Origin of the sequence: Klebsiella huaxiensis, from assembly GCF_003261575.2 — a bacterium.
In the GTDB taxonomy this organism is placed as follows: domain Bacteria; phylum Pseudomonadota; class Gammaproteobacteria; order Enterobacterales; family Enterobacteriaceae; genus Klebsiella; species Klebsiella huaxiensis.
In genome coordinates, this window is sequence record NZ_CP036175.1 from 2,978,386 (window position 1) to 3,003,920 (window position 25,535).

26 protein-coding genes are annotated in these 25,535 nt (G+C 53.7%); 9 read left to right on the top strand and 17 right to left on the bottom strand.

Annotated features, from left to right (window positions below; translation table 11 throughout):
* Nucleotides 1-104: 104 nt before the first annotated feature.
* On the bottom strand, nucleotides 105-1,139 hold the full coding sequence (locus tag DA718_RS14305; RefSeq protein ID WP_112214905.1) for a LacI family DNA-binding transcriptional regulator: 1,035 nt from the start codon (nucleotides 1,137-1,139) through the stop codon (nucleotides 105-107).
* Between the two features lie 374 nt (nucleotides 1,140-1,513).
* Between DA718_RS14305 and DA718_RS14310 the strand changes: the two genes are divergently transcribed.
* Nucleotides 1,514-2,752 (top strand): sensor domain-containing diguanylate cyclase, encoded by a 1,239-nt coding sequence (locus tag DA718_RS14310; RefSeq protein WP_112214906.1) that lies wholly within the window; start codon nucleotides 1,514-1,516, stop codon nucleotides 2,750-2,752.
* 69 nt (nucleotides 2,753-2,821) lie between these two features.
* The gene (locus DA718_RS14315; protein WP_112214907.1) at nucleotides 2,822-3,952 is read left to right on the top strand and encodes an alpha/beta hydrolase; all 1,131 of its coding nucleotides are present in this window, start codon (nucleotides 2,822-2,824) and stop codon (nucleotides 3,950-3,952) included.
* A 57-nt stretch (nucleotides 3,953-4,009) separates the two neighbouring features.
* On the opposite strand, the gene ykgR is transcribed toward DA718_RS14315, so the two are convergent.
* From ykgR to DA718_RS14360, 10 genes are all read right to left on the bottom strand, one after another.
* On the bottom strand, nucleotides 4,010-4,111 hold the full coding sequence (gene ykgR, locus DA718_RS30950) for a small membrane protein YkgR (protein ID WP_275944290.1): 102 nt from the start codon (nucleotides 4,109-4,111) through the stop codon (nucleotides 4,010-4,012).
* A 102-nt stretch (nucleotides 4,112-4,213) separates the two neighbouring features.
* Complete coding sequence (locus DA718_RS14320) at nucleotides 4,214-4,846, bottom strand: NrsF family protein (RefSeq protein ID WP_112214908.1); 633 nt, start codon at nucleotides 4,844-4,846, stop codon at nucleotides 4,214-4,216.
* Nucleotides 4,833-5,390 carry a sigma-70 family RNA polymerase sigma factor gene (locus DA718_RS14325; RefSeq protein ID WP_112214909.1) on the bottom strand — a complete coding sequence of 186 codons (558 nt, stop codon included), beginning with the start codon at nucleotides 5,388-5,390 and terminating at the stop codon, nucleotides 4,833-4,835. The genes DA718_RS14320 and DA718_RS14325 overlap by 14 nt, the downstream gene beginning before the upstream one ends.
* A 13-nt stretch (nucleotides 5,391-5,403) precedes the next feature.
* Entirely contained in the window at nucleotides 5,404-6,639 is a 1,236-nt protein-coding gene (locus tag DA718_RS14330; RefSeq protein ID WP_112214910.1) for a protein-disulfide reductase DsbD family protein, read from the bottom strand.
* A 15-nt stretch (nucleotides 6,640-6,654) separates the two neighbouring features.
* Nucleotides 6,655-7,221: a peroxiredoxin gene (locus DA718_RS14335; protein WP_112214911.1), complete on the bottom strand. Its 567-nt coding sequence runs from the start codon at nucleotides 7,219-7,221 to the stop codon at nucleotides 6,655-6,657.
* Between the two features lie 98 nt (nucleotides 7,222-7,319).
* Entirely contained in the window at nucleotides 7,320-7,937 is a 618-nt protein-coding gene (locus DA718_RS14340) for a TetR/AcrR family transcriptional regulator (protein WP_112214912.1), read from the bottom strand.
* A gap of 11 nt (nucleotides 7,938-7,948) precedes the next feature.
* Nucleotides 7,949-11,056 carry a multidrug efflux RND transporter permease subunit gene (locus tag DA718_RS14345; protein ID WP_112214913.1) on the bottom strand — a complete coding sequence of 1,036 codons (3,108 nt, stop codon included), beginning with the start codon at nucleotides 11,054-11,056 and terminating at the stop codon, nucleotides 7,949-7,951.
* A 15-nt stretch (nucleotides 11,057-11,071) separates the two neighbouring features.
* Nucleotides 11,072-11,509, bottom strand: coding sequence for a hypothetical protein (locus DA718_RS14350; protein WP_227016005.1), 438 nt, complete (start codon nucleotides 11,507-11,509; stop codon nucleotides 11,072-11,074).
* Between the two features lie 124 nt (nucleotides 11,510-11,633).
* Complete coding sequence (locus tag DA718_RS14355; protein WP_112214914.1) at nucleotides 11,634-12,086, bottom strand: nuclear transport factor 2 family protein; 453 nt, start codon at nucleotides 12,084-12,086, stop codon at nucleotides 11,634-11,636.
* 54 nt (nucleotides 12,087-12,140) lie between these two features.
* A complete protein-coding gene (locus DA718_RS14360; RefSeq protein WP_376767879.1) occupies nucleotides 12,141-13,463 on the bottom strand; it encodes a glycoside hydrolase family 10-like protein in 1,323 nt (440 codons plus the stop codon).
* 271 nt (nucleotides 13,464-13,734) lie between these two features.
* Here DA718_RS14360 and DA718_RS14365 point away from each other — a divergent pair, with 271 nt between their 5' ends.
* Both DA718_RS14365 and nqrE read left to right on the top strand, forming a co-directional pair.
* Nucleotides 13,735-15,255, top strand: a complete 1,521-nt coding sequence (locus DA718_RS14365) for an EAL domain-containing protein (RefSeq protein ID WP_112214916.1) — start codon at nucleotides 13,735-13,737, stop codon at nucleotides 15,253-15,255.
* Between the two features lie 132 nt (nucleotides 15,256-15,387).
* Entirely contained in the window at nucleotides 15,388-15,999 is a 612-nt protein-coding gene (gene nqrE / locus DA718_RS14370) for an NADH:ubiquinone reductase (Na(+)-transporting) subunit E (protein WP_227016006.1), read from the top strand.
* A gap of 298 nt (nucleotides 16,000-16,297) precedes the next feature.
* Here the strand turns inward: nqrE and DA718_RS14375 are convergent, their stop codons facing one another.
* The gene (locus DA718_RS14375) at nucleotides 16,298-16,855 is read right to left on the bottom strand and encodes a nucleotidyltransferase family protein (RefSeq protein WP_112214917.1); all 558 of its coding nucleotides are present in this window, start codon (nucleotides 16,853-16,855) and stop codon (nucleotides 16,298-16,300) included.
* Nucleotides 16,856-17,046: 191 nt separating this feature from the next.
* Here DA718_RS14375 and DA718_RS14380 point away from each other — a divergent pair, with 191 nt between their 5' ends.
* The 4 genes from DA718_RS14380 to DA718_RS14395 all read left to right on the top strand — a co-directional run bounded on the left by DA718_RS14380 (nucleotide 17,047) and on the right by DA718_RS14395 (nucleotide 19,856).
* On the top strand, nucleotides 17,047-17,898 hold the full coding sequence (locus DA718_RS14380) for a MurR/RpiR family transcriptional regulator (RefSeq protein ID WP_112214918.1): 852 nt from the start codon (nucleotides 17,047-17,049) through the stop codon (nucleotides 17,896-17,898).
* A 207-nt stretch (nucleotides 17,899-18,105) separates the two neighbouring features.
* Nucleotides 18,106-18,537: a PTS sugar transporter subunit IIA gene (locus tag DA718_RS14385; RefSeq protein ID WP_112214919.1), complete on the top strand. Its 432-nt coding sequence runs from the start codon at nucleotides 18,106-18,108 to the stop codon at nucleotides 18,535-18,537.
* 11 nt (nucleotides 18,538-18,548) lie between these two features.
* Nucleotides 18,549-19,019 carry a PTS sugar transporter subunit IIB gene (locus DA718_RS14390; protein ID WP_112214920.1) on the top strand — a complete coding sequence of 157 codons (471 nt, stop codon included), beginning with the start codon at nucleotides 18,549-18,551 and terminating at the stop codon, nucleotides 19,017-19,019.
* Between the two features lie 42 nt (nucleotides 19,020-19,061).
* Nucleotides 19,062-19,856: a PTS mannose/fructose/sorbose/N-acetylgalactosamine transporter subunit IIC gene (locus DA718_RS14395; protein WP_112214921.1), complete on the top strand. Its 795-nt coding sequence runs from the start codon at nucleotides 19,062-19,064 to the stop codon at nucleotides 19,854-19,856.
* Between the two features lie 33 nt (nucleotides 19,857-19,889).
* Here the strand turns inward: DA718_RS14395 and DA718_RS14400 are convergent, their stop codons facing one another.
* The 5 genes from DA718_RS14400 to DA718_RS14420 form a co-directional block, all read right to left on the bottom strand.
* Nucleotides 19,890-20,447: a recombinase family protein gene (locus DA718_RS14400; protein ID WP_003100847.1), complete on the bottom strand. Its 558-nt coding sequence runs from the start codon at nucleotides 20,445-20,447 to the stop codon at nucleotides 19,890-19,892.
* Nucleotides 20,441-20,812, bottom strand: coding sequence for a hypothetical protein (locus tag DA718_RS14405; RefSeq protein WP_003100853.1), 372 nt, complete (start codon nucleotides 20,810-20,812; stop codon nucleotides 20,441-20,443). Before DA718_RS14405 ends, DA718_RS14400 begins: the two co-directional genes overlap by 7 nt.
* On the bottom strand, nucleotides 20,809-21,309 hold the full coding sequence (locus DA718_RS14410) for a hypothetical protein (RefSeq protein WP_003100856.1): 501 nt from the start codon (nucleotides 21,307-21,309) through the stop codon (nucleotides 20,809-20,811). The genes DA718_RS14405 and DA718_RS14410 overlap by 4 nt, the downstream gene beginning before the upstream one ends.
* Nucleotides 21,306-21,632, bottom strand: coding sequence for a hypothetical protein (locus DA718_RS14415; protein ID WP_003100858.1), 327 nt, complete (start codon nucleotides 21,630-21,632; stop codon nucleotides 21,306-21,308). The genes DA718_RS14410 and DA718_RS14415 overlap by 4 nt, the downstream gene beginning before the upstream one ends.
* A 254-nt stretch (nucleotides 21,633-21,886) precedes the next feature.
* Nucleotides 21,887-22,243: a cupin domain-containing protein gene (locus tag DA718_RS14420; protein ID WP_003465043.1), complete on the bottom strand. Its 357-nt coding sequence runs from the start codon at nucleotides 22,241-22,243 to the stop codon at nucleotides 21,887-21,889.
* Nucleotides 22,244-22,550: 307 nt separating this feature from the next.
* Here DA718_RS14420 and DA718_RS14425 point away from each other — a divergent pair, with 307 nt between their 5' ends.
* The gene (locus tag DA718_RS14425) at nucleotides 22,551-25,517 is read left to right on the top strand and encodes a Tn3-like element ISPa38 family transposase (protein ID WP_003100881.1); all 2,967 of its coding nucleotides are present in this window, start codon (nucleotides 22,551-22,553) and stop codon (nucleotides 25,515-25,517) included.
* The last annotated feature ends 18 nt before the right edge of the window (nucleotides 25,518-25,535 follow it).

Consider the following 25,535-nt stretch of genomic DNA (forward strand, 5'->3'; position numbering starts at 1 on the left):
ATTCTTTGATGTGATTCAAGCTTTATTTTGATGGTTAAAATGATTGTTTTTTATCAAATGCAGTGGCGAAGCGGGGCGCGGAGAATTTCCCATGCCCCTGCCGATTAGAGGTTTTCTTTAGTGATTAAATCAAACGGTTGTAGCGCGTTGATAAATGACGCCTGCGGATGGCTGGCAGCCTGGACAAACGCGGAGATTGTCGCGGCGGCAAACTCGCTCAGCCGATGCGCAATCATCAAATCAATGGTGCCGTCGATTAACGCCAACTCGCCGTTCTCTACGGGACCATGGCAAATCAGCGTGACCTGATGCTGGCGCTGATGAGCATGCAGCGCGGCGATGATGCCCTCAACGCCTCCGCAGGGCGCGTAAATCGCCGTCAGTGAAGGGTATTGCTGCAACATTTTGTCCGTTACCTGATGGGCAATATCAGTCCTTTCATGGCTGCGTACCGGCTCCAGCACCCGATCGCCTTTACCGTGCTCGCGCAGGTAAGAGCGGAAGCTAATTTCGCAGCTTTCCTGACAGATAAACCGGTTATCGCCGACGATAATGCCGATTTCCCCTTCGCTGTGGCACAGTCGGTCAACCGCCCAGCCTGCAGTGCGGCCTGCTTTCTGATTATCGAGGCCGATGTAACCGCTGCGTTGTGCGATGGCCATGTCGGAGAGCAGAGTAAAGACGCGCACGCCTTTATCGGCGGCCTGGGCGACGGCGTGGCGGATAAGCGGGTTATCCAGTGCCACAACGCCAATGACATCAACTTCATCGCTCAGGCGAGCGATGCCAGCGACCATCTCGTCGATAGCATTAATATCATAATGCAGAAAAACGGGAGCCTGATTTGGGGCATGCCAGGGCATCGCCGCCAGCTCGAGTGCCTGCGCCAGCTGAGAATAAAAAGAGTGCGATTGCTGAAGCAGGATAAATCCCATTCTGAGAGGAACTGCCGACTGACCGGCGGCCAGCCGATAGTGCGATTGCTCCAGCGCAAACCCTAAGCGGCGCGCGGATTCAAGCACTTTGCGTTCCGTACTTTCCTTGACCGGGGTACGCTTGTTAAGCACTCTGTCCACCGTCGCAATGCCGACTCGGGCATCTCTGGCAATGTCCGTCATAGTCACTTTCTTCGCAGACATAAATATCACTCCTTATCCGTTAATGATAAAAATCTATCATTATTTGGAACGATAAAAAGAGAAGGGACTCTGGTTTCAGGAAAAGAGAGCTGACACGACGTTGCCTTAATGCATATTTAATCTTAAAAAGATACTACCAAATCCGTGTTTCTTGCTTATCTTCTTGAAATTAAGAAAAATCTCAATTTTGTTTCAAATGAAATGCCATCCTGCTATCGCAAACGGTCTTTTGTTTGGCAAAACGGACTATACTTGGCAATCTTCCGGCAATACGTTCAAAAATAAATTAATTATTGTTAATTTTACGCTCAATGCATTACCTGCTCATATGATGTGGTTGTTGAAGTGGAAGGTTTGGAAGGGCGGAGGTTTGTATGTTATTAAAAGAACTTATTATTTTCGACTTATTAAGTACCCCCGTTTGGGTCGTCCATCCTTTCAATGAAAATGTGATCTTTGCCAACCAGGCATCTAAGGCGCTGTGCGGCAATATGACTCTCGCTCAAATGCGCAAAGGGACCTTCTCGACCAGCCCGGAAACCGCGCTACAGCACTATTTGCGCTACTTGCAGAATATTACCGAAGTCTATGAAATATGGACCATTGAAACCGCTGAGGGACTGGCCTCTATCAGCTGTAAAACGACCCTGATTACATTAGAGGAGCAGGGAGCCTTAATTCTCTTTGAGGCGGTAAAACTGCTGCCGCAGAATAGATCGGTTAATACAGCCTCTCGTTCTTATCAACGGCGTAATAATGGTTTCTTTGCCCGCTTTTTTATGACTAACTCGGCACCGATGCTATTAATCGACCCCAATAAAGATGGACGAATTGTTGATGCTAATATTGCGGCGCTGCGTTTTTATAACTACTCCTCTGAAGAAATTCGGACCCGGCATACCTGGCAGATAAATACCCTCGGTCGCGACGTCCTGCCGATCATGCATAACGTGGTGAGTTTACCCGGGGGACATAAACCGCTTAATTTTACCCACATACTTTCCGATGGCGCGATACGGCATGTTCAGGTCTATGCCGGACCGGTGATTTTATACAACGTGCGCCTGATGCTGTGCATCATTCACGATATCACCGAAGAAGTTCATTTAAAGAAAGAACTGGAGTTCTCCGCCTCACACGACTCGCTCACTGGACTCCTTAATCGCCGCGAATTTTACCGCGTTGTGGAGTCGCCTTCGTTTAAACCAGAAGGATTTTGCCTGTTACTGGTGGATATTGACCATTTCAAGCTGATCAATGATGACCACGGACACCAGAAGGGTGATGAAGTTCTGCTGGCGATTTCCGATCTCCTGGCCGCTGCCGGAGGCATCGACGATAAAATTTATCGTTGGGGCGGTGAGGAGTTTTTACTGTTCCTGCCAAATGCATCGCTGGAAACGGCGCTGGAGATGGCGGAGAAAATTCGCTATGCCGTCAGCGAACATCAGACGCCGGACCTGCTGGTACCTGTTACGGTCAGTATTGGCGTTGCGGAACATCAGCATGGCGAAGAGATAGATCAGTTGTTTAATCGCGTTGATAAAGCGTTATATGCGGCTAAAAAAGCGGGGCGTAATAAAGTTCAGCTACACCTGATTGAGAAGTGCTAGCTTCATTGACCTGATATTCAAGCGTAAGGGTCTACAATAAGTGCATCACAAAGACAGGAACAGGATGTCATGACTTATTCAATCTCAAAGAAACTTCTTACTGCGACCTCAGCGCTACTGCTTCTTTCGATGAGCTCTCTACCGGTTATTGCGGATGTGATTTCTCCACTCAGTGAAGAGCACGGATTAAGTGAAGCCGCGAAACAGTATCTCCTGCATTATCCTTCCCACAGCGGCGTTGATGGCAAAACCGTGCGTGAAGATACTGCCGCCGTATTTATTCCTTTCGGCACAACCCCGGAAGGCGGATGGCCAGTGGTTGTCTGGGCCCACGGCACCGTTGGCGTTGCTAATCACTGTGCGCCTTCGTTAAACCCGCGTAGCGATCGCGATAAGCAGTATTTGAATACGTGGCTGTCGTTAGGCTATGCGGTGGTTGCCCCGGATTATGCCGGACTGGGTTCTTCGGGTTTACACCATTATCTTAATGCTCGTGGTGAAGCGTGGAGTGTTCTGGATGGAGTTCGCGCAGCGCTGAAACAATTTCCGCTTAAGAATGAGCTTATTCTGGTAGGGCAGTCCCAGGGCGCACATGCCGCGTTCGCCAGTGCAGGATATCAGCCTGAATATGCGCCAGAGCTGAATATTCGCGCAACGGTGTTGACCGGTACGCCTTATTTTGAAAAAGGGACCACCGCTGCTGACATCCTTCCGCCTGCGGGTGGCAAAGTCCAGACCGGTGGCGATCCGAAAATTCCCTATATCTTCTATATCTATCTTTCAGCCGCCGATGCTAATCCGCAGCTAAATCCCGCCGACTATTTTCAGGCGAAAGCGCTGCCGCTGCTTAAAGAGGCGACCAACCTGTGTATTACGCCATTAAACGATGAAGTGATGAAGGCGGGGCTTAATGCCGGCAATTCTCTCAAGCCGGGTATCGATTCGCTGCTCAGCGCCAGCGTAGGCTCGATGCTCTATCCAACATTGAAAATCGATCATCCGGTATTTATTGGCATGGGTAGCGTTGATGTGAATGTGCCAACGGCAATGCAAAAACGTTTTGCTGATGCGGTGATAAGCGCGGGAACGCAAGCGGACGTGCATATCTACGAAGGACTGGATCATAGCGGTACGGTAAACCCGTCATTGCGCGATTCGGTGCCGTTTTTGATTAAGACGTTAAATAACCAGCAGCAGTAGGCATCATTCTGTGAGCCGCCCGAACAGATGGGCGGTTCAACACAGGTATAACGTAGATTACCAGTACTTAGGAATTAAGTAGCCATACATCACGACCGCGACAACAATCATCACCGTAATAATCGCCCAGTCTGCTTTTAGTGATTTTACTGCGTTCATAAGCTTCTCTCTTCAATGAAATAACTTTTCCAGGTTACCCCCCTGGCCAATGCTGAAGAGTGATGAAGATCACATAGTGAAATTTGTCGCACAAATCAATAATCACTCGCCAACGCTCACCCAACGTCTACCGACCAGAATCGTCAGCGCCATAATTGCGACTATGGCGGCCAGGTGCATCACGAAATCCAGGGCGTGCAGATGTACCGGGTGACAAAAGGCCAGCAAGCTCACCGCCAGGCTGGCGATCCCCAATCCCGCCATCGCCAGGCTGCGCACCGGGTTGAGCGCGCGGGTGCGCCGCAGGCTGGCAATCATCAGTACTATCATCGGCGAACTTACTGCCAGCAGAAAGGTAAAGCAGCTAATGCTGTCGTTATCGTGCATCACTGGCGTGTCACCGGGAATACTGCGCAGGCTTAACCCGAGCCACATCAACCCGATGGGCAGCAATGCTTTCCAACTTAGCGCCTGCCGCCCGGCAATACTCATAGTGAAAGCGCTGCGGATGGCCAGCGTCCCGAGCAAAAAGGCCAACAGTAGCTGCGCGACAGCCCATATGGCCCCCGGCTGTGACCAATCGGTTAACCCTCGCGGTAGCAAGTAACTTACAGCGATAGCGCAGGGCAGCGCCACCGCCAGCCAGCCGAAGACCCGTAGGTCTGTTGGCCACGGACGCTTTATCGGTTGCATCTCGCGGCTGAGTTTTTCAATCAACACATTATGGTCGGTCATGATGGGCTCCAAAACGGCGCAGATTTTTCAGCGCCCGATGCAGTAGCGACTTCACCGCCGCAACACTTAGATTGTTATGCTCAGCGGCTTCCGTCAGGCTCATTTCTCGCAGATGCACGTGTTCGACGATTTCACGCTGGCGATCGGGTAGCTGGCGTAAATAATCCGCCAACTCCTCTTGGGTATCCTGATTTTGCCTTGGCGGCGTGGAGGGAACGTCCGGCAGAGTCTCTTCGTTAATTTCCCAGTGCTGATGACGACCGCGCCGCCGTAGCGCATCAATCACGCGCGCTGAGATAATCGCCTTCAGCCAGGGCAGAAAAGGAAATGCCGGATCATAGGTATGGCGAACCCGATGTACCGTCAGCAGGACATCCTGAATCACATCCTCGACTAGCGTATCGTCGCTGATTTGTTTACGTATCTGCGAACGGATCACCGGCACCAGCGCTTTTAACAGCCGGGTGTAGGCGAGCCTGTCGCCCGCCTGCGCCCGTTCCATTAGCGCGGGCCAGCTTTCACGCGCGCTATCGTTTGTTTGCATAATCCGCCTTGTGCTATGACGCTTTTTTACCGGCAGCCTGATTAAGCGCGTTGACCACAATGCCGGGGGTAAGAACCTGCGGCAGCACCTTCGGCGGGCTACCGTCGGCCGGATAAACCACGTATAACGGCAGGCCGCCCTGGCCGAACTGGTTGAGCGCGTCATCGACATCGGGGTTAAATTTTGTGGAGTCAGCCACCATATACAGGGTCCCGGTTTTTGCCAGCGCCTCTTTAACTGCCTGGGTGGAGAGCGACGTTTTTTCATTGACCTGACAGGTGATACACCAGGAGGCGGTAAAGTTAACGAAAATGGGTTTTCCCTGTCCTCGCTGTTGCGCGACGGTTTGCGGCGTCCACTTCTGCGCGATTGCGTCGGCAGTTTGAGCCTCGGCGGGCGGCGTGCCTTCGGCTTTCATGACCCCCGGAAGCGGGACAATAACCGCCGCCACCAGAATCGCGGTGACCGTAAACAGTACCTTGTGACCTTTGCCGTGAAAACGACGCTGCTGGGCGATGCCGTACAGCCACGCGGCAAAACTTAGCACGACGGAGGCCGCAAGTAATGCCGCCAGCGCGCTGCTTCCGGCCTGCTGTGCTAGCACCCAGACCAGCCAGGCGTAAGCGCCGAACATCGGAAACGCCAGCACGCGCTTAAGAATATCCATCCAGACGCCGGGACGCGGTAACACTTTTGCCAGCGCCGGGAACAGCGAGATGAGAGTAAACGGTGCCGCGAAACCCAGCGCCAGGGCTAGAAAGACCATCAGCGCCACCACAGGTGGCTGCACTAAAGCATAGCCAATGGCGCTGGCCATAAAAGGGGCGGCGCAGGGCGTTGCGACGACTATAGCCAATGCGCCAGTCAGCGCGGAACGCATAAATTCGCCTCGGTTAATATTCAGCGCCCCGACGCGCTGTGCGGCCAGGCCCACTTCAAATACGCCAAGTAAATTGAGCGCAGCGGCCAGAATAATCAACGACAGTAGGGCGATAACCAGCGGTGATTGCAGCTGAAAACCCCAGCCAACCGCAGTACCACCGGCTCGCACCGCCAGCAGAATGCCTGCCAGCGCCATCATGGTTATCACCACTCCGAGCAAAAATGCGAGTCCTTCGCGCTGTGCGCTGGCGGCATTATCTGAGTGACGCAGCAAACCCAGCGCTTTCAGCGAGACGACCGGAAATACGCAGGGCATAAAGTTGAGGATGATGCCGCCAATAAAGGCGGCCAGCATGGCAGTTAACATCGCTGGCCTCTGTGCTTAGTGGGTTTGCGGGTGAGATGCGTCGTACTGCTTAACGGCAGCCAGGGTTTTCTCAATATGCGTTTCCGGATTTCTATCAGTGTAACTCAGTAAGATGTTGCCATCTGGCGCAATCACGTAAGAGGTACGGTCGGAAAGCGTTTTGCCTTTCATCTCCATCAGCGTTTGATACTGCGCCGCGACCTTGGCACCTGGGTCGGCTGCCACGGTGAATTTATCCCGACACTCTAGTTTGGAGAAATCGCTCACCTGATCGGTGTTGCCTGCGGTAACACCAACGACCGTCGCGCCCATTTTGTTGAAATCATCGGTGGCTTCAGCAAAATCATGCGCTTCGATGGTACAGCCTGCGCTAAAGGCCGCCGGGAAAAAGTAGAGCACCACGGGTCCTTTTTGCAACGCGTCTTTAAGTGAGAATGTCAGCGATTTACCGGCCAGCGCACCCTGCAGCTCGAAGTCAGGGGCTTTAGCTCCTACTGGCAGCGCCGCGCTGGCGCTGAATGCAGGTAACGTGATGACAGCGGCGAGGGTCAGGGTAGACACGAGGGTTTTTATTGATTTCATTATCAGCTCCTGCGATGGATGGACAATCTGGGTTTAGGTCAACTCAGTTATTCAATTCGCAGGAGCAGGCAGAAAAGTTGCGCTTAGATAAAAAAAATTTACGGTTTGTATTTCCAGGCCGAGAGAAAGACGCTAATCGCACACTCCGCGAGCTGGTCCAGCTTCTCTGACTCCACCGCTTTTTGCGCAATTAACGCTCCCGGGAGCAGATAGCCCATAATTGCGCCGAGAAACGCGGTAGCCTGGAGGTTCGGGTCGCTCATATTCAGCAGTCCCTGGTCGCGTTTTTGCGTCAGTATTTCGCTTAACGCCTGTAATACGCGACCTGAAGGTCTTTGTTCGAGAGTGAGGTACAGCTCAGGTTTCTGCACCAGCACCTGGATCAGTAACCGCTGAAAATGGATATTTTCCGGCGTATAAAAGTGTTGCTGTACGACTTTCGCGAAACCGCGCAGCAGCGCCGGGAGATCCTGCTGGCTTTCCTGTAAGAGCTGGCGCAAAGGCGGCTGCATTTTATCATTGAGAAACTCAAAAGTTTCCAGCAGCAGCGCGTCTTTTCCGCCGGGGAAATGGCTGTACAGCGTCGGTCGCGAAGTTCCCGCTTCGGCGGCGATAGTGTCCAGAGATACATCAAGCCCATGCTGAAGAAACAGTTCGCGGGCAGTTTGTAAAATGCGGGGGCGGGCTTTCATTGGCCGCCCGCGTTGATTCGCCATCGATTCAATCCTTACGGTTTGCGTCTTTTCAGTTGCACGCTCCCTTGCTGAACCAGCAAGAAAAATAGTGGGACGAAAAGCAACGTCAGCAGGGTCCCGGTGAGCATACCGCCGATCACCGCAGTCCCTATCTCTTTTTGGCTGGAAGCGCCTGCACCGGTAGAGAGTACCAGAGGGATAACGCCGACAACAAATGCGAGTGAAGTCATGACGATAGGGCGCAATCGCAATCGCGCGCCTTCCAGGGCCGCTTCAGCCAGTGTTTTTCCTTTTCGGAACTGCGTCAGGGCGAACTCTACGATAAGGATCGCATTTTTGGCCGAAAGACCCATGGTGGTCAGCATGCCGACCTGAAAGTAGATGTCGTTTTCGAACCCGACCAGCCTTGATGCGCCAACGGCACCCAAAATACCAAGAGGGATGATCAGCATCACAGCGATCGGGATAGACCAGCTTTCATACAGCGCAGCCAGGCATAAAAACACGAATGCCAGCGACGCCAGATACACCCATAGCGTTTGCGTGGATGATGCCTGTTCCTGAAAGGAGAGGCCGCTCCATTGTATGTCGAAGCCGTCGAGAGCATTCGCCAGTCCGCTTATCTCCGTCATTGCCTTGCCAGAACTGAAGCCCGGGGCCGCGCCGCCCTGAAACTGAACGGCGGATAAACCATTAAAACGCTGCAACATCTGCGGCCCGGTGGTCCAACGCGATGAGGCGAAACTGTCGAAAGAGGCCATATTGCCGCTGCTACCGCGCACAAACCAGGCGGATAAATGTTCTGGCGCTGAACGCCACTGCGCATCACCCTGCATATAGACACGTTTAACGCGCCCGCGATCGATAAAGTCATTGATGTAAACCCCGCCCCAGGCCGTGGAGAGCGTACTGTTGATATCGACCTGATCCAGACTTTGCGCCAGCGCTTTTTGTCGATCGACATCCACCTGTAGCTGGGCTTTTTCTTCGAGACTGTTGATTCGCACGGCGTTCAGATTAGGATTTTCTCTGGCCGCGTTAAGCAGAGCAGTTTGCGCTTCGGTAAGGGCGCGATAGCCATTTCCCGCGCTATCCTGCAACCACAGTTCAAAACCGCTGGATTGCCCAAGGCCGCGAACCGTAGGCGGAGATGTAATGCTGATGGTAGCAATCCGGGACGTTTGATTAAAGTGCTGGTTTGCCCGCGAGATAATGGCCTGCGCGCTATTGAACGCGCCGGAACGGTCATCCCAGTGTTTTAATTCGGCAAAAGCCATCCCCACATTTTGCCCGCTGCCGGCGTTATTTCTCCCGGTCACCATAAAGATAACATTCAGGTTGTTTGCCTCCTCGGTCATAAAATAGCGTGTAATCTCAGCACCCACCTCTTCGGTCATCGACATCGGCGAGCCGGAAGGGAGGGTAAACTGAACCATCACCGCGCCCTGATCTTCCTCGGGGAGAAACCCTGTCGCGAGCTTCTGATATTGCCAGAGCATCAATAGCGACAGCATCAAAGCCAGCAGCGCAAAACGAAAAGGGCGACCGGCTATTCGCCGAAGCACCGCAAGGTAGCGGTTCTGGCTTATTTCAACGCCACGATTGAAACAGGTGAAAAAAATCCCTTTTTTAACGTGGCCGGGCTTTAGCAGATGGGCACACAACGTTGGCGTCAGGGTCAGGGCGACCAGCGCAGAGAGTGCCATTGCGGAGACTATGGTCACGGTGAACTGGCGATAAATAATCCCCACCGATCCGCCAAAGAATGCCATCGGAATAAAAACGGCGGAGAGAACTAAGGCGATACCGATGATCGCGCCAGTTATTTCCTGCATGGAGCGCAGAGTCGCCTCCAGTGGCGTGAGTTCTTCCTCCGCCATCAAGCGCTCCACGTTTTCCACTACTACGATCGCATCATCAACCAGCAAGCCGATCGCCAGAACCATTGCAAACAGCGTCAGGGTGTTGATGTTGTAGCCCAACAGGCTAAGAATGCCGAAGGTCCCCAGCAGGACAACCGGAACCGTGAGCGTTGGGATCAGCGTCGCCCGCCAACTCTGGAGAAAGAGATACATCACGGCCACCACAAAAAGAATCGCTTCAATCAGCGTATGCACCACGCTTTCGATCGAGACTGTCACAAACGGCGTGCTGTCTCGCGGGTAAGCGGCGATAACGCCTTGCGGGAAGCGCGGCGTTAAACGCTCTACCTCTGCCCGGACTTTCTCCGCTGTTTCCAGCGCGTTGGCCCCGGAGGCTAGTTGAATCGAGATCCCGGCGGCAGGAAAACCGTTGAGCGTCGTTTGGTTCTGATAGTTTTCAGCGCCAATCTCAACGCGCGCAACGTTGCGCAAATAGACCACGGAGCCGTCGCTGTTGGTGCGCAGAATGATGTTTTCAAATTGTTGTGGACGCTCAAGGCGTGATTGGGTCGTTACCGTCGCATTCAGATACTGCCCATTTAGCGTCGGAAGTGAACCGATTTCCCCGCTGGTAACCTGGGTATTCTGCGCTTCAACGGCGGCCTGTATATCGGAAGGCATCAGATTATAACTGGTGAGTTGCAGCGGATTTAACCAGATGCGCATGGCATACTGCGCGCCAAAAACGGTCGTCTCTCCGACGCCATCAACCCGGCTAAGTGGCTCCTGAAGAGTGCTGATAAGAAAGTCGCTGATATCAATACTGGTTAACTGATGACTTTCATCATACAGCGCGACCACCATCAGGCTGTCACCCTGCGATTTTGTCACCGTGATCCCTTGCTGTTGAGCCTCCTGCGGTAAACGAGTCATCGCCTGATTGACGGCATTCTGCACCTGGACCTGCGCCATATCGGGATTGACGTATTGATCAAAACTGAGACTGATCCGCGACTGTCCGGCTGAGCTGCTGCTGGAGGAGAAGTAAAGCAGGCCATCAATGCCTTTAATCTGTTGTTCAAGAACTTGCGTGACGCTGTCCTCGACGGTTTCAGCGGAGGCTCCAGGATAGTTTGCCGTGACATTGACGCCCGGTGGAGCGATATCCGGGTATTGTTCGACGGGAAGCGTTAATAACGCAAGGGTTCCGGCGGCCATAATACAAATGGCGATGACGGCGGCGAAAACGGGTCGGAAGATAAAAAAGCGGGCCAGCATCGCGATCACCTCGGATCAGTTAATGGGTTCTTGCAGGGCGAAAATAGGCGGCGGTTCAATAAGACTGGAGTCGGGGCGTTGCCCTTGAATAGGCGAAGAGGGGACCGCCGGGCAGTTCAGCACATCGCAGGCTTTGGCAACGAGATATCGATGGATTTCAATGCATGACTTCGTGCGCTGATATTCACTCCAGAGATAGTCGTAGGTCTGGATGCTGAAAATATTCTGTTGTAACAGAACGCGCAGATCGTGTTGCCGTTTCTGCGCATATTCATAGATGAAGAGAGTGCGGCAAAGTTTAGCCTGTGCCGGATCCTGTACGGGTGAGCACGCCTCAAGTAGATGCGCCTCGCTGAGAACGGGTTTCAGCAACGAGGCGCTTAACAAACATGGAAAAAGTGATAATCCAATGAAAAAAAACAGCTTTGCCCATTTTTTGCCGCTGAACATCATTTTCTCCCCATTAATTTATTTACTTTACAGTAAAGTAAATAAATTGTTTAAACAAGTCCTCAATACGATCAAAAGGCCAGGGGAAGAGAGAAGGCCAACGAGAGGTGCTCCGCTGGCTGGTGGGTCAAAACATGCTATTGCCGCTGGCGGTCTTTTCAGGAACGGTTTGGGTGACATCCCAGTGTTCGATGATTTTATGCTGCTCGTCGACGCGGAAAATATCGATGATTGCACGCGTGACGCCCGGCTCGCGCCCGGTGACCTCGACATGCAGGATCACGTGATCCCCGTCGACAAACGCCTGCTTAATTTCGCTGTGCGAGTCGGGATATTTGTTCTTCAGGAAAGCGATAAACTGCTGAAAACCCTCTTCGCCATCTTTTGCCATCGGGTTGTGTTGAATGTAACGATCGCCGAGGTAGGGCTTCGCGGCAGCAAAATCCTTGTCGTTTAACGCTTTATTATAAAACTCAATAACGTTCTTTTTGTTTAACTGTTCACTTTCGCTATTGCCCGCAAAAGCCGCGGGCAATAGCGCGCAAAACAGAGACAGAGCAATGAGCGATTTCTTAAGCATAAAACCTCCAGCGATGGTTGTGGTATCAGGCATATAGCCTGTCAGGTGAAGCAATCAGCCGCCCCAACGGCTTTTCAGGTAGTTAACGGCCTGCTGGGTTTGTGGTTGATTCAGATAGTTCTCTCTGAACAAAATCGTGCCCTGAATTTGCGGCATTGATTCATTCAGATCAAGCTGCTTTTTCAGTTCAGGCACGCCGCCGCTGACCATCCAGTCGGGCTCGTTTTTTGATGGTTCGCCTACTTTGTAGAGCGCTACGCCGATGTAGAGACGGGTATTGGTGGGCTTCACCACGTCAGCCCACCACTTTGCCAGTACATCATAGCGAGCCGCGTCGCGAGCGAAGGGCCAGTAAATTTGCGGGGCGATATAATCCAGCCAACCCTTCTGAACCCACAGACGGGTATCGGCATAAGACTCATCGTAGGCCGCAGCGCCTCGGGTGTTGGAACCCGCTGGGTCATGCGACAGATTGCGCCAGACGCCCGCCGGACTGACGCCGAATTCCACGTCGGGATTAAGCTGTTTGATGGTGCGGGAGACCTGTTCAATCAGCAGTTGGGTATTGTGCCGCCGCCAGTCTGCCTTCGAGGCAAAACCCTGGCCATACTGCTGGAATGTCCGGTTGTCGTTAAGCGCCGATCCCGGCGATTCAGTGTAGAAATAATCATCGAACTGTACGCCGTCAACCGGATAGCGTTCAACGACTTCAGCCACAATACTGGTTATCCAGTCACGCACTTGCGGAATGCCCGGGTCAAGGACAAAGCGGTCTCCGGAGGTGCGGATCCATTCCGGGTGCAGGACATATACGCTGGCGGGAACCTGCGAAAGCGTGCTGTTAAGCTCGGTCACGGTTTTAGGACGGGTATTGACGGAGACACGATAAGGGTTAAACCACGCATGAACGCGCATTCCGCGCTTATGCGCTTCATCAAGCATAAACTTCAGCGGATCGTAACCAGGATCCTGGCCAATTTTCCCGGTCAGCATGTCGGACCACGGCAAAATCTTTGATGGCCAGAGCGCGGTACCGTCCGGTTTCACCTGGAAGAACACGGTATTGATCCCGAGATTTTTCAGATTATCCAGCTTGGCGATCAGCGCTTCCTGCTGCAAGCGAATGCGGCGACTGGCGTCGATGCCACTGTTAACGGATTCCAGCGGCGGCCAATCGAGGCGTGATACGGTCGTTAACCAGACGCCGCGCACTGGCTCATGGCTTTTGGGCAACGTTGGCTGCTTCGCTACGGGCGGTATCGGGGTGACCAGAGAAACAGGTGGCTTACTGGTACAGTGAGCCAGTAACAGAGCGGCGGCTATCACTACGCCGGATATTTTCAATTTAGTCAAAAGAGAGCTACGAGAGCGGATCATCATATTTGCCAGCTTTCTGGTCGTCGTGCAAAAGAATCATTTTCGTATTATTCGACATTAAGTCAATAGTTTAGCTGCACGTGTCGCCGCGTAGACGCGTGGGCCGTAGAACGATATATTTTGCCTCGCATCACGCAACTGTTTGCCATGATATATCATTGATATGCATTAAAACTTGATTGGTTCAGGGCAAGTTTAAACAAGGTTTGTTAAAATTTGACCAAACAATTGACCATCGGTCTTTCATGGTGAGTCGAACTGGGTTAACACAATGAAATATTCATCTTTACGCCGCCATCTGTGGATATTCTTATTTCTGATTACGGTACTGAGTCTGGGTACGGGACTTTGCTACTGGCAAATGCAAAAAAAAGTCGATAAGGATATCCATTCGCGGCTTCAGCAGGCGATAGCCAGTCTCGATGTCACGGTTTCACATGCGGAACAGGCCGCTAATATGGCCGAACCTTTCATGGGGAAAAACTGTGATGAGAATGTCCTGACAGAGTTGCGCACCCTGGTTGCCACCATTCCTGATGTGCGGACAGTGAATTTAGGTAAGAATAATGAAATATACTGCACCTCGGTATTTGGGGGGCGGAAGTTTCAATTCGATCGGACTCAATATACGCAAGGTGCTCTGCAATTATTCAGCGGCAATGAAATCACGCCGATGCATCCATTGATGGTGTATAGCGAACAGGATGATAAAGGGAATACTGTTCTTGTTGGTGTTGATGGTTATTATTTATACAATATTCTGACCGTTCTTGATGGCGAAGCGCATTTGTATCTAAAGGTCGGCGATCGGGTGATGACGCGTAAAGGGGAAGTCATCGCCACGCCAGATATCAAAGTCCCTGTTAGCTTAAAGTCAGAACAGTTTAACTTCTCGGTCATTGCCGACCGTGCCTGGGCATCCGGAGTGAGGGCGTTTATTCGCTATGAGCAACATACGTTGATCGCGATTATCCTGGCCTCCTTGTTGCTCACATTTTTATTCAGGAATTATCTGCGCTATCGCAATACGATTGAGTATCAGCTCAGACAAGCGATCGAACTTAAACAGCTCAAACCGTATATTCAGCCCATCGTCAGCGATGAGACGGGAAGGGTGGTTGGCGGGGAAGTGCTGGTGCGTTGGGAGCACCCAAAATTAGGGTTTATTACGCCGGATAAGTTTATTTCTGTCGCAGAGCAGACCGGATTGATCAAAGAGATCACGGCGATTTGTTTCGCTGAGGTCATTCGCCAGTTTCGCCGCCAGCAGTCAGTGATCCCAAAAGGGCTGTTTATCTGTTTTAACACCAGCTCGGTAAACTTCCAGGACGACGAGATTGTTGCGCTATGTCAGATGTTTATTCTCCAACTGAAAGACTTACAGGCACGCCTTGTGCTGGAAATTACTGAGCGGGAATCGATTGAAAATACCTTGCAAACGTCGGCAGTGACGGATCGGCTCAGAAAAATGGGCGTACAGTTTTCGCTGGATGATTTCGGTACCGGGCACGCTAACTACAATTACATTCAGCAGTTTAACCCTGAAATTATCAAAATTGATAAGGTGTTTACTTTTAACATTGTGACCAATAATGCCTCTGCGCTGGTGGTCAAGAATATGGTCAATCTGGCGAAGAAATTTAATTGCCAGGTCATTGCGGAAGGTGTTGAGGATAAGGGCCAGCTTGGGGTGCTTAAGGATATGGGGATCGCTATCTATCAGGGATACTACTTCTCGAAACCGGTACCGGTTAATGAGTACATTCAGATGCTTGCACGCTCGTTTCGCTAAGCAAAAAAGAGAATGAGTGACTTCTGTCCTACCAAAACACAGGAAATTAAAAGGTGATCAACTCGGCAAAACCGAGCTTTAATTTCCTGTTTGGGCTGAAAATTTGGCACTATTGAGAAACAACTCAACAACATGGAGGTTGTCTTGTTCGAAACTCACCTGAATATTTTTATCCGCGCGGTGTTCGTCGAAAATATGGCGCTCAACTTTTTCCTTGGTATGTGTACCTTTCTGGCTATTTCGAAAAAAATTGATGTCGCTTTTCGTCTCGGATTGACGGTGACAGCCTTGCTGGCGATAGCAACGCCCATTAACAACCTCATTTACAATTACCTTTTAAAAGAGAATGCCCTGATCGAAGGGGTTGACCTGAGCTTTCTCGATTTCATCACTTTTATCGGCGTTCTTGCGGCGCTGGTGCAGATCCTCGAGATGGTTATCGATAAATACTTCCACGCGTTAAACCATGCTTTAGGGCCATTTTTGCCGTTATTAACCATTCACTGCGCTATTTTTGGCGCGACGATTTTTATGGTCCAGCGTGAGTACACTTTCCTTGAGTCGCTGACCTACGGCACCGGATGCGGTATTGGCTGGATGCTGGCGATTGTAGCGCTGGCCGGGATCCGCGAAAAACTTAAGTACGCGAATATGCCTAAAGCATTGCGCGGGTTAGGCAGCGTATTTATTACCGCCGGGTTAATGTCGCTAGGTTTTATGTCGTTTTCCGGTATCTCGTTGTAGGCTACATCTGGTGCGGGGAGCGGGGCGCTCCCCATAAAATCGGCCGCTTCTTTTGGCAGTAAGAGTTAAGAATCCAGTGCCTTCGACCGCTTGAACTTACAATCAGGGTAAGTGAAGTAAAAGGGAGGTATCTCAAAATTCACAACATGCTGATTTCTGTGGCTGCTACAGTGAACCATGAAGGTTATTTAACATAATATACATTATGCGCACTATGATTGTAGTAAGCAAATTACGATGTCCGTCTCTGACCAAATACATGTCCGCGCTACAGTCTCGCCACAGCGATTGCTGCTTTCTAAGGAGCGATAAACTGCAACCAGGGATAACGCTCCAGCCACCGTTTTGCCGCCACACGTTGCCTGAAAATATTTAGCTTTTCACGCTCAAATATGGGTGTCGGCCATAGACGCAATTCAAACAGGTCATCCAGCCCATAAGGCGCAATAATCTCAATCAGATTTGTCTCCCCCAATCTGACGGCGACAGCCGTAGCGGTCTCGGGCCAATACAACAACGCATTTTCTGTAGAGAGATAAGGATCGTTGCCGTTGCGTTGATGCATTCTGGCTTGATTCTTCACCGACCAGTTAAAACCTGATGATTGCAGACTAAGTGTCTCCTCAAGGCTGCTATCATGAGCGGGATCGCTATGTTCTGAGTTGAACCAAACAACGTCCACATCACCTGCAACGGGCCTTTGCCCGTATCCGTGCAAGCAATCCCAAACGGCATCGCGCACGAACCCGGCTCCGATCCAGCCATCATTGAGTTTTAATGCCTGAATGGTATAAAGCGCGTCCATCCTTAACGGATCATTTAACAAGAGTCTTTGCAATGCGTCCTGATACTTCATAATTTCCCTATTTCCTTGATAGAAAAATGGTCACGAATATTCAAATCTACCTGATGATAAAAATATTACCTGCACCGTGGTTGCCTGGACAACACCCTCACCTTACGTTAATTCAGGCGGTAATTGATTGGCTCAACATCAACTTGTATGATGTTCGGCAACGAAAATTCTACTCCAGTAAAGGTGGCCAGATGCTTGATTTAAAGCTAAGAGAAATTAACGATAGCCTGTCCACCAAAGAGCGCCTGGTCGCTGATTATATTCTGGCGAATAAACCGTTGCTGAAGAGCATGAGCATTCAGTCCCTGGCAAAGGCTAACGATGTGAGCACGACAACCATACTGCGCCTTTGTCATAAACTCGGTTATCAGGGCTTCAGCGATCTCAAAATTGACCTCATTACCTCTTCAGGTAGCCACAATCACGAAAAGATTTTGCAGGAAGACATCAATCTTGATGATTCTATCGAGAGCGTAAACCATAAAATTCAGCTGATTGAAAAGTCATCTATTGACGAGACCCACGCTATCGTTAACGTCGAGCAACTCGACCAGGCAATTAAGCTCATCCGGAAAAGCAATAAGATCGTTATTTATGGTGCCGGCAGCAGCGGACTGGTAGGAAGAGAACTGGAGTATCAGCTGATCAAAATAAAAAAGGACGTCAGTTGTCATCCTGATTACAGCATCCAGTACAGCATCGTAAACACGCTCGATGAACATGACCTGGTGATTATCATCTCCCACTCTGGTGAAAATCTGGAAGGGGTTAAGTTGCTAACCATGGCGCAACAGCTGGGCGTCCCATCAATAGCCATCACCAAAATGGGTCAAAGTCGCATCTCGGGTCTCGCCACGATTCTTCTGCATACCATCACCAGTGAGAGCGTGTCGCGACTGATCCCCATCCGTTCGAAAATGTCGCAGCTCTCGGTCATTAATATGCTGGTAACGAACCTCTTTGTTCAGCAATACGATGATCGGCTGCTGAAACAAGCCCAAAACCGCGCCCAGCGTTTCTACAACCAGAATCACAAATCCTGATAGATACCGCGCTATAGCTCCTTTCCCTCGCCATGTTGCGATGTCGTAAACGCAATACGGCGATGAATACCTGAAGAGTGATCACCCTCGCAGAATGAATAAATGGGCTTTTGCCCTGTGTATTCGCGCATCTGAAAGTAATAGTATTACTAACATTAAAGTAAAACTTAGTAATAATGTAACTCAAAAATCAGATCGGGAGAAAACATGCAAACTGAGGTTCCTGTCATTCTGGTCAGTCACGGCCCCTTTGCTCAGGGTGCACTCTCATGCGCGGAGATGCTCATTGGCGAACAGCACAATATTGCTGTTGTATCACTGCAACCTGAGAGCAACATCAACGACGTTCGCGCCACCCTGCTTGAAACCTACCAGGCGGTCAATAAGGGAAACGGTGTCGTTATTCTCGTTGACATGATGGGGGGCTCACCCTGCAACTTAGCCAGTGAGCTATTTCTCACCTACGACGATATCTTACTGTTTTGTGGGTTCAATATCCCGACGCTGCTGGAGGTCCTCAGCAACCGCGATTTGCCGCTCAAGGAGATTGGCGAAATTATCGAAGAAGTTTTTCCGGGTAGCTGTTTTAACGTCGGGAAGACGTTACAGGCAGAATGCACACAATCAACCGATCTGTAGGAGAAATTATTATGCCTATTAATCTTGCAAGAATTGACGACCGCCTTATTCATGGACAGGTTATTACCACTTGGGTAAAGAGCCATGATATCGAACAAGTGCTGATCATCAACGACAAAGTTGCCGCCGATAAAATTCAACAGTCTGTTTTAACGATGTCAGCTCCGCCAGAATTAAAAGTACAAGTATTCGGCGTACAGAAATTTATTGAAATCTTGCAAAAGACGGAAATAAAAAGACGCACAATGCTGCTGTTTACCAACAGTATTGACGTCAATACATTGGTGGAAAACGGAATAAAAATCGAAAAACTTAACGTCGGGGGAATGCGAATGCAAGAAGGCCGAAGAACGCTCTCCCGCGCCGTCTCCGTGACGCCAGAAGAAGAACAGGCATTTAAATCCATTATCGCCCGAAATATTCCCGTGGAAATACAGATGGTACCAAAAGATCCCGTGGTGGATCTACGGACGTTAATTTAGCACCAGCGTGAACGACGACTTTAAATAACCAGGGATAACGCTATGTTAATTGAAGCTATTCTCGTCGCCATCTGGGCAGGTATCTGCTCGCTGGACGACGTCGGGCCGCAGATGCTGCGACGCCCGCTACTGACGGGAACCGTCGCCGGCATTATTATGGGCGACATGGTTCAGGGATTAGCAATCGGTGCCACGCTGGAACTGATGTGGATGGGAATTGGCAACGTCGGCGCGTATTCAGCACCTGACGTTATCGCCGGGTCCATCATCGGTGTCGCATTGGGTATTTCTTCCAAGGGTGGTATCGCAGCAGGCATCGCCCTCGCCGTTCCGGTTTCCATACTCTGCCAGCAGCTTCTCATTGTCTGGCGTTCTTTCGCCAGCTTCCTGAACGTCTGGGCGGAGAAATCCATCCAGAATGGTGACTATAGCAAACTTATCAAAATCCACTATTTCTCCACCCCGATGTGGTTTTTGATCCGCGCCGTCCCCTGCTTCCTGGCCGTCTATTTTGGCGGAGACCTGGTTGGGCGGATTCTGGCCGCTATCCCGGAAAGCATTCTGACTGGAATGGGTGTCGCCGCCAAAATGATCCCCGCGATCGGCGTATGTATCCTGCTTTTAATGCTGTTAAAAGGCCGGATGTGGTTCTTCTTCCTGCTCGGCTTCATGCTGACGACTTACCTTAAGTTGCCAATTATTCCTATCACCTTTATCGCTCTGGCCTTTGCCGTGCTTTATGACATGGCCTACAGCAATGGTAATAAAGCCGAAAATCCACTAGCGGAAAAAGAAAAACAGCCCGATACCGAGACTGAAGAAGGATATGACCTATGAGGGGTCGTCTCAGAAAACGGAAAATAAAGCACGCTAAGCGTGCGTGGAGGCTGGCACCCAGCGGTACAGCGTCGGAATGGACACGCCGAGGTTCTTGGCCACGTCCTTGGGCGGCACCCCGCTGGCCAGCAGCTTCTTGGCCGACTCGATCTTGCTGTCGGTCATCTTCGGCTTGCGGCCGCCTTTGCGGCCGAGCTGCTTGGCGACTTCCAGCCCGGCGCGGGTGCGCTCGACGGTCAGCTCGCGCTCCATTTCGGCAAGGCTCGCCATGACGTGGAAGAAGAACCGCCCGGATGGTGTGCCGGTGTCGATGGAGTCGGTGAGGCTCCTGAACTGGACACCGTGCTTGTGCAGATCGCCGACCAGATCGACCAGTTGCTTGACCGACCGGCCCAGCCGGTCGAGCTTCCAGACGACCAAAGTATCGCCTTCGCGCAGCATTTCGAGCGTCTTGGCCAAGCCAGGCCGGTCTGCCCGCGTGCCACTCACCTTGTCCTCGAAGACCTTTTTACATCCGGCCTTGCTCAAGGCTTCGCGTTGCAGCTCCAGGTTCTGATCCTGCGTCGAGACGCGCGCATAGCCAATCAACATGGCTTGTCTCGCGCCCGGTCGATGCGTTCCTGCATCGCCTGCATCACTTCTTCGTGGGTGTACGATCTGGCGTTGGCGTCGGTGGCTTGCCGCAGGGCTTCCTCAACCTCGCGCGTCATCCGCTCGTAATCCTCCGGCCACAGCGCTTGCTCCATGCGCAGCGACGCCTGACCCAGCAGGTGCAGCAGGCTGAACAGCCGCATGTCGTTGGTGGCGACGATGCGCTCCCGAATCTGCTCCTGAATAGCTTCGCTAGCCCGATGCGCTTGTGGTGTGGCAGTCCCCTCGTAGTCAGCGGGGAATTCCGCTTCCTCGGCAATCCTTGCCCAGGCGCTGGCCAGCGCCTCGATGGTTGACGTGCTCATTTCCGCCGCTCCTGTGCTCTTTGGCGAATCAACCGGCCAAGGGGCCTCGACGCGAAAACCAGCAGCATCACGCCTATCGGATACCAGGTCGAGAAGACCACCAAGGCATCGAAGGCTGGCCGTCCGGTGTTGGTAGGCAGTACGGCGGTCACAGCCATCAACCCGCCGACCGTCCAGATGATGCGCCACACGTAGGGCATCACGCGGGGCACGTAGCCGTCATCGAAAGCGGTCTGGTAGTAGCGGCGCAGGCCGCGCTCGGCAAGCGCCTGGCGCTGCCGCTCCGACAGCGCATCCGTCCGGCCATACCAGCGCCGGAATGGTGGACAGCGCAGCAGCAAAGGGGTGAAGAGGATCATCACCGCCACGATCGCGACACCCCACGCCATGACGGCGCCGGCATCGGGCCGCTTGGCGTTCTCGATCACGGGCGCGAAGACGCCCGGAGCACCGATCATCCAGAACAGCGCAATGTGCTGATGGAAGGAGAGCTTCATTTGCTCATCCACTTGCGCAGCAGGCGCTTTTTCAGGGAGGCGCGTTCTTGCGGGTTGCGTCCCTTGTGATTGGCGATGCGATCCGCCGTGGCGGCCTGGCGCTTGACGGGCCAGTAGGAGCGGCCATCCTTGCCCATCGACCAGACGCTGCTGGCCTGGTTTTCCAGCAGGGGCAGATGGGCGCTCAGGGCTTCGGGCGACGCGCTGGTCAGCGCCGTGCGCTCACGGGTGCGCCAGCGCTGATGCCAGAGCTTCTTGTCCTCGCGCTCGCTGCCGCAGGTCGTGTGCCCGACGATGGGTGTTTTGCGGCGGCTGCGGCTCATAACGTAGTGGTCTCCAAGAACATTCAGGACTGATCCCAGGCGTCGATGGTCAAGACCTGATCGGCAGGACAGGCGGCTACGCGGTCGGGAACTGGATGGTGTTCAGTCTCATGCCGACCCCATTCGATTGATCGCGTCGCTTGCGGCACGCTGCGACGCAAGGAGGTTTGCGACCTGGTTTAGCAGCCGTGTCCGCTGCATGTCTGTTACCTATCTCCCCGACCGCTCATTGGACCAACTCCAGAGATTGGGCTCTATCGCTCAGCCAATACGAAACCGGCATTGGCTGATGCCACAACCGAGACGAACACAAATGGCTCGGTACCTGTATTTCGCGCCCCGTGCACTTGGCCCGGTCTTGCCACGGCTATCTCACCTTCCCTGAGGGCACGAACAATCCCATTGCCCTGAAAGTAATCAGCCATTCCCGACAAAACAGTCCACGTGTCTTGGCCGTGAGGATGAATGTGAGCCGCAATTTCCTGCCCGGGATGGACATGCCAAACCACGATAATTGAGTCTCGGGTTTCAAGCACAACGGAACGAATAGGCTCGCCTTCGGACGGCTGAACATACTCGGCTACAGAAAATATTCTCGATTCAACAGTCATCGGTGATCCCTCTTTCACAGTGCCCCCAGACAGGCTGGATATGAGTTCTAACTCGAATTTGAACGGGAGGCTGGTCGTGCGGTCGTGCAGTTGCCGATGAGCGTGTCGGCTGCTGCCTCCTTGCCCACCAGCGAACCAGACGGTCGCATGCGCATCCTTTCTTATCGAAACTCGTTGAGATGATATGCAATCAAGAATAGAATTTCAAGAACTATTTTCGAGAATCGCAATGCCTTGATTCCCGTGCCGCGCCGGTTGCCTTGGCGGGCTTGTCACAAACCTACGTTTTCAAGAAGAAGGAAACCGCATGCCCCGCCGTTCGATCCTCTCCGCCGCCGAGCGCGAAAGCCTGCTGGCGTTGCCGGACACCAAGGATGAGTTGATCCGTCACTACACGTTCAGCGAAAGCGACCTCTCCATCATCCGGCAGCGGCGCGGCCCGGCCAATCGGCTGGGCTTCGCGGTGCAGCTCTGCTACCTGCGCTTTCCCGGCGTCATCCTTGGCGCTGATGAGCCACCGTTCCCGCCATTGCTGAGACTGGTCGCCAACCAGCTCAAGGTCGGCATCGAAAGCTGGGACGAGTACGGGCAGCGTGAGCAGACCCGACGCGAGCACCTGGTCGAGCTGCAAACGGTGTTCGGCTTCCAGCCGTTCACGATTGGCCACTACCGGCAGGCTGTCCAGTTGCTGACCGAGCTGGCCATGCAAACCGACAAGGGCATCGTGCTGGCCAGAGCCTTGATCGAGCACCTGCGGCGGCAGTCGGTCATTGTGCCCGCCCTCAACGCCGTCGAGCGGGCGAGCGCCGAAGCGATTACCCGCGCCAACCGGCGTCTCTACGACGCCTTGGCTGAGCCGCTGACGGACGTGCATCGCCGTCGCCTCGACGATCTGCTCAAGCGCCGCGACAACGGCAAGACGACGTGGCTGGCCTGGCTGCGGCAATCCCCGGTCAAACCGAACTCGCGGCACATGCTGGAACACATCGAACGCCTCAAGGCGTGGCAGGCGCTCGACCTGCCCTCCGGCATCGAGCGGCTGGTTCACCAGAACCGGCTGCTCAAGATCGCCCGCGAGGGCGGCCAGATGACGCCCGCCGACCTGGCGAAGTTCGAGCCGCAGCGGCGTTACGCGACCCTGGTGGCGCTCGCCATCGAGGGCATGGCCACCGTCACCGACGAAATCATCGACCTGCATGACCGCATCCTGGGCAAGCTGTTCAATGCCGCCAAGAACAAGCATCAGCAGCAGTTCCAGGCATCCGGCAAGGCGATCAATGCCAAGGTGCGGCTGTTCGGGCGCATCGGCCAGGCGCTGATCGAGGCCAAGCAAGCGGGCCGCGATCCGTTCGCCGCCATCGAGGCCGTCATGTCCTGGGATGCTTTCGCCGAGAGCGTCACCGAAGCGCAGCGGCTCGCGCAACCCGAGGACTTCGATTTCCTGCACCGCATCGGCGAGAGCTACGCCACGCTGCGCCGCTACGCGCCGGAATTTCTCGACGTGCTCAAGTTGCGGGCCGCGCCCGCCGCCAAGGACGTACTCGACGCCATCGAGGTGCTGCGCAGCATGAACAGCGACAACGCCCGCAAGGTGCCCACCGACGCGCCGACCGAGTTCATCAAGCCGCGCTGGCAGAAGCTGGTGATGACCGACACCGGCATCGACCGGCGCTACTACGAACTGTGCGCGCTGTCGGAGCTGAAGAACGCGCTGCGCTCCGGCGACATCTGGGTGCAAGGCTCGCGCCAGTTCAAGGACTTCGAGGACTACCTGGTGCCGCCCGCGAAATTCGCCAGCCTCAAGCAGGCCAGCGAATTGCCGCTGGCCGTGGCCACCGATTGCGACCAGTACCTGCATGACCGGCTGACGCTGCTGGAAACGCAGCTCGCCACCGTCAACCGCATGGCGCTGGCCAACGAGCTGCCGGACGCCATCATCACGGAGTCGGGCCTGAAGATCACGCCGCTCGATGCGGCGGTGCCCGATACCGCACAGGCCCTGATCGACCAGACGGCGATGATCCTACCGCACGTCAAGATCACCGAATTGCTGCTGGAGGTAGACGAATGGACGGGCTTCACCCGGCACTTCGCCCACCTGAAGTCAGGCGACCTGGCCAAGGACAAAAACCTGTTGCTGACCACGATCCTCGCCGACGCGATCAACCTGGGCCTGACCAAGATGGCGGAATCGTGCCCCGGCACGACCTACGCCAAGCTGGCCTGGCTGCAAGCCTGGCACATCCGCGACGAAACCTACGGGGCGGCACTGGCCGAGCTGGTCAACGCGCAGTTCCGACATCCCTTCGCCGAGCATTGGGGCGACGGCACCACGTCATCGTCGGACGGCCAGAACTTCCGCACCGGCAGCAAGGCCGAGAGCACCGGCCACATCAATCCGAAATACGGCAGCAGCCCAGGGCGGACGTTCTACACCCATATCTCCGACCAGTACGCGCCGTTCCACACCAAGGTCGTGAACGTCGGCGTGCGCGACTCGACCTACGTGCTCGACGGCCTGCTGTATCACGAATCCGACCTGCGGATCGAGGAGCACTACACCGACACGGCAGGGTTCACGGACCACGTCTTCGCGTTGATGCACCTGCTGGGCTTCCGCTTCGCCCCGCGCATTCGTGACCTGGGCGACACCAAGCTCTACATCCCGAAGGGCGATGCCACCTACGAGGCGTTGAAACCGATGATCGGCGGCACGCTCAACATCAAGCACGTCCGCGCCCATTGGGATGAAATCCTGCGGATGGCCACCTCGATCAAGCAGGGCACGGCGACGGCCTCGCTGATGCTCAGGAAGCTTGGCAGCTACCCGCGCCAGAACGGCCTGGCCGTCGCCCTGCGTGAGCTGGGACGCATCGAGCGCACACTGTTCATCCTGGACTGGCTGCAAAGCGTCGAGCTGCGCCGCCGCGTGCATGCCGGGCTGAACAAAGGCGAGGCGCGCAACGCGCTGGCCCGCGCCGTGTTCTTCAACCGCCTGGGGGAAATCCGCGACCGCAGCTTCGAGCAGCAGCGCTACCGGGCCAGCGGCCTCAACCTGGTGACGGCGGCCATCGTGCTATGGAACACGGTCTATCTGGAGCGGGCCGCGAACGCCTTGCGTGGCCACGGTCAAGCCGTCGATGACGGCCTGTTGCAGTACCTGTCGCCGCTCGGCTGGGAGCACATCAACCTGACCGGCGATTACCTCTGGCGCAGCAGCGCCAAGATCGGCGCGGGCAAGTTCAGGCCGCTACGGCCGCTGCAACCGGCTTAGCGTGCTTTATTTTCCGTT